Genomic DNA, 3782 nt, shown 5'->3' with positions numbered 1-3782 from the left:
GTTTACCGCTCATGGGCACCTCTCTTTAAGTCATCTTAAATGACTCCGAGGTGTCTGTTAAACCCGTGGCGATTCATATATTAATGGCACTGATATCAGATTAGAGAAATCTCGCGGTGTTTAATCCACGGTAATACATCATCGATGTACGTTCCTGGCACAAAACAGACAGACTTTAAATCCGTCTGCTCTGCGCGAGAAGTGGTGATAATTGCCCGTTAGCCGTATTTTATCTCGCGCTACCTAAACCGCGATCGCGCTCTGTACCTTCAAGCATTAGCGTGGTTTCGTCGACGCGCAGGAAACGTCCGCAATCATCCATTTCTGCGAACATATACACTTCCATCACAACCTCAGAGCCGTCACGTTTAGTGCACAGAACACGGTGCCGGGTAGCATAGCGATTTCCTGTGCGCAGTTCGTCAAGCACGTCGATCCGCGCACAAGTGCAGATTTCCCGAAGCTTACGCGCATGATGAGCGAACCCCTGACGATCTTCCTGGCAGCCATTGGTGCGCTGCAGGTAGTCGGGACTAAAATAGCGATCAAGCACCTCTTCCAGAGGTAATTGCTGCTGGTTGATCAGTTCATCCAGAACGGTATCGATAGTAATGGTTTGCATGCGCGCTCCTCAATAAATGCGGTGAGCAAATCCGACGGTTTGTGCCGCCAGTTGATGGACTCCCGCTAAACCGTCTCAGCGTCCTGCTGCAACGCCACCGCCCGCGCGATATACGGCTCCAGCAGTTTCGCCACCGCCGCAAACACCGGCACCACCACACTGTTACCAAACTGGCGATACGCCTGAGTATCGGATACCGGGATTCTGAACTGCTGTTCCCCCGGCTGTTCAAAACCCATCAGGCGAGCGCATTCACGTGGCAGCAGACGGCGCGGGCGCTGCTGCTGGTTGCCAGCATCAGCGAAATCCGCTTCACCGAGCGCCTGATCCCAGCCACGATCGATCAGGATTTCAGAACCGTCTTTATGATAACGCGCGGATAAAGTGCGGGTGACCGCATGAGGGTTATCTGGATTCACCAGGCCAAAACCAAAGCCATTGCCCTTCGCCTGATGTTTTTTGGCGTAGTTATAGAGATATTCCCACAGTTTAGGCGTCAGGATATATTTCTCGTCAGGCTCTGTTTCCAGTAAATCGGCGACTGCCGGACGTTGTTTAGGGTAAAACTGCGCAATATCGCGCAGGGTAAAGCCCTGATGCAGTTCCAGATCGCGACGGAAACCGAGCAGTACGATACGTTCACGGTGCTGCGGCAGGAAGTGCCGGCCATCAATCACTTTCGGGTCGTCGCTACCCATGTCAGCAGCATCGGCCACTTCGTAGCCCAGTTCATCCAGCGTCGCCATAATCACGCGGAAGGTATTGCCTTTATCGTGGCTTTTCAGGTTCTTGACGTTCTCCAGCACAAAAATTGCCGGACGTTTGGCCGCAATGATTCGTGCCACATCGAAGAACAGCGTGCCCTGGGTATCACACTCGAAACCATGTTTACGGCCCAGCGCATTCTTTTTACTGACGCCAGCAAGGCTAAATGGCTGACAGGGAAAACCGGCCAGCAGCACGTCATGATCCGGGATATGGCGATCAATATGCTGATACGCATCCTCTTCCGAAACCTCTGGCGAACCGCTTAACGTCACTTCGCGAATATCACGATTAAAGGTATGTTTGCCCGGTTCGTTATACCAGTTGGCTTTATAGGTGCGCACCGCTTCCGCATTCCATTCACTGGTAAACACGCACTGGCCGCCAATCGCGTCAAATCCTTTGCGAATGCCGCCAATACCGGCAAACAGATCGATAAAACGAAAACGGGAATCCGTTTTATGCGCCGGAGCGGCAGGCAGCATCTTGTGCAGCAAGGTGACTTCGGCGTGGGTCAGCACTTTCGGCGCACTTTTGCCTTTGACCCAGCGGTTGATCGCTTCACGCGTCCATTCGGTCTGGCTCACTTTACGCAGCAGTTCGGCGACGGTCTTCTGACCATAAATCTCCAGCACGCGCTGCATCAGCGCCAGATCCTGTTGTTGCTTATCTTCCATTTCAGCCTGCGCCTGAATAGCCAGCTGCTGTGCAATTTGCGTCAAGTCGGACATGGGTCTCTGGGTGAAAGTAGTGATGAGTTGTCACTTATGATAGCGATGTGTGCTGGCGCTGTATATGACAAGTGGCGCAGGATGCTGATTACGGGCTGGATTTATCCCTGCGGGCGGCAATTGCGCACAGAGTGTAATGATTGCTGTTCTCACCTGTGGCATGATGCCGCCGCGAAGAGAGCTAACAATAAGGCAGCAATCCATGATGACCCATCTTACCCCGCTACCTGCGGCGAACTATCCCAAGCGCGTGCGTAATGAGCTGCGTTTTCGCACCCTGCAGGTGTTAAGTAATCAGCGTATTGCGGGAAATTTCCAGCGCGTGGTGCTGGGCGGCGCAGAGCTGGCGGGCTTTGCCTCTGCCGGGTTCGACGACCATATCAAACTGTTTTTCCCGCAGCCGGGCGTGGCGTTTGCACCGCCGACCGTCAGTGACGATGGCATCGTCTGGCCCGAAGGCGTACGTCCGCAGGCGCGTGATTACACGCCGCTGTATGACGCACTGCGTAATGAACTGACCATCGATTTTTATATCCACGAAGCGGGTGTTGCCAGCGACTGGGCGCGTGAGGCGCAACCCGGTGATTCGCTGACCATTGGCGGTCCACGTGGTTCGCTGGTGGTGCCGGAGAACTATCACTGGCAGCTGTATGTCTGTGATGAAACCGGGATGCCTGCCCTGCTGCGCCGTTTAGCGGCGCTCAGCACGCTGAGCACGCCGGTTGAAGTGACGGCATTTATCGCGGTGCATGATGAAACCAGCAAACATTACTTCGATCACCTCAATCTGCGTGGTGTGACGCTGCACTGGTTTGTTGGTGAACAACGTGAACAGATTGCCGAACGCCTGCAGCAGCTGACCGTACCGGAAAAAGATTACTTCCTGTGGCTGACCGGTGAAGGTGAAACCGTGCTGGGTTATGGCAGCTATTTTGAAAAGCGCCATATTGATCCGCAGTTATTGCGTACCGTCGCGTACTGGCATAATAAATAGCGACTCAGCATCCCGCGCTTAGCAGAACAGTAAGCGCGGGATTTTTTTACACGGTATTCCCCCGTTTCAGAAGAGGCTCCCCATATCCGGATCTATCTGGCGAACTGTAATTCTTTAAGCGAAACGGTTCCACCATCGTATTTCGATGATAAATAAGATATTCATCCAGCCGCTGAATTGAGTCGAGCGGGTTGTCCCGTATTGATTTCAGACAACGAATAACTCTATGGCATTTCTGAATTTTCCTCACCATGTTCAGCGCTTCATGGCGTGTCCGCGCCAGCAGAAAATGGCCACAGGCCTGCAGCTGTTTTGCCTCAATGATATCGATAGCCACCTGAAGATGTTTCTTCGCTTTGGTACTATGGTTACCGATATTTTCACGCCAGGTTAATTCATATAACGCCGATGTGGAATGGCAGACATGTGCTTTTAGATAGGTGATACAATGCATAATTCCTCCTTTGGTTTATTACCTGAGGAATATAGTCCGCAAACATCATTTCGATACTAAAAAACGCTCATACACCATTATGGTGATGTTGTTAGTTTGTCTTCATCTTATCAGCCCTGCCCGCGATAAATATCTCTTCACCTAAGGAAGGTGCGATTTAATCGGTGGGGTTCAGTGGAGTCCTTAGCTGTATTAGCCTTACCTTAGCTGAGCTGT

At 52.2% G+C, this 3782-nt stretch carries 4 protein-coding genes; 1 reads left to right on the top strand and 3 read right to left on the bottom strand.

The genetic code is table 11. The features are described from left to right. Positions 1–229: 229 nt before the first annotated feature. Complete coding sequence (locus tag ACSZO1_RS21810) at positions 230–622, bottom strand: nuclear transport factor 2 family protein (RefSeq protein WP_437616401.1); 393 nt, start codon at positions 620–622, stop codon at positions 230–232. A 65-nt stretch (positions 623–687) separates the two neighbouring features. Beyond that, positions 688–2118 (bottom strand): DNA cytosine methyltransferase, encoded by a 1431-nt coding sequence (locus tag ACSZO1_RS21805; protein ID WP_437616399.1) that lies wholly within the window; start codon positions 2116–2118, stop codon positions 688–690. A gap of 202 nt (positions 2119–2320) precedes the next feature. Here ACSZO1_RS21805 and ACSZO1_RS21800 point away from each other — a divergent pair, with 202 nt between their 5' ends. Continuing rightward, positions 2321–3112 (top strand): siderophore-interacting protein, encoded by a 792-nt coding sequence (locus ACSZO1_RS21800; protein WP_437616397.1) that lies wholly within the window; start codon positions 2321–2323, stop codon positions 3110–3112. A gap of 46 nt (positions 3113–3158) precedes the next feature. Here the strand turns inward: ACSZO1_RS21800 and ACSZO1_RS21795 are convergent, their stop codons facing one another. Then, a complete protein-coding gene (locus ACSZO1_RS21795) occupies positions 3159–3566 on the bottom strand; it encodes a hypothetical protein (RefSeq protein WP_437616395.1) in 408 nt (135 codons plus the stop codon). Positions 3567–3782 lie beyond the last annotated feature (216 nt).

The organism is Erwinia sp. V71, assembly GCF_965644245.1.
GTDB lineage: Bacteria > Pseudomonadota > Gammaproteobacteria > Enterobacterales > Enterobacteriaceae > Erwinia.
Note: the sequence above shows the minus strand (reverse complement) of the source record. Positions and strands in the feature narration are given on the sequence as shown.

Coding starts and splice junctions, on each gene's coding strand:
- ACSZO1_RS21810 (WP_437616401.1), bottom strand. CDS start 622: ATGCAAACCATTACTATCGATACCGTTCTGGATGAACTGATCAACCAG.
- ACSZO1_RS21805 (WP_437616399.1), bottom strand. CDS start 2,118: ATGTCCGACTTGACGCAAATTGCACAGCAGCTGGCTATTCAGGCGCAG.
- ACSZO1_RS21800 (WP_437616397.1), top strand. CDS start 2,321: ATGATGACCCATCTTACCCCGCTACCTGCGGCGAACTATCCCAAGCGC.
- ACSZO1_RS21795 (WP_437616395.1), bottom strand. CDS start 3,566: ATGCATTGTATCACCTATCTAAAAGCACATGTCTGCCATTCCACATCG.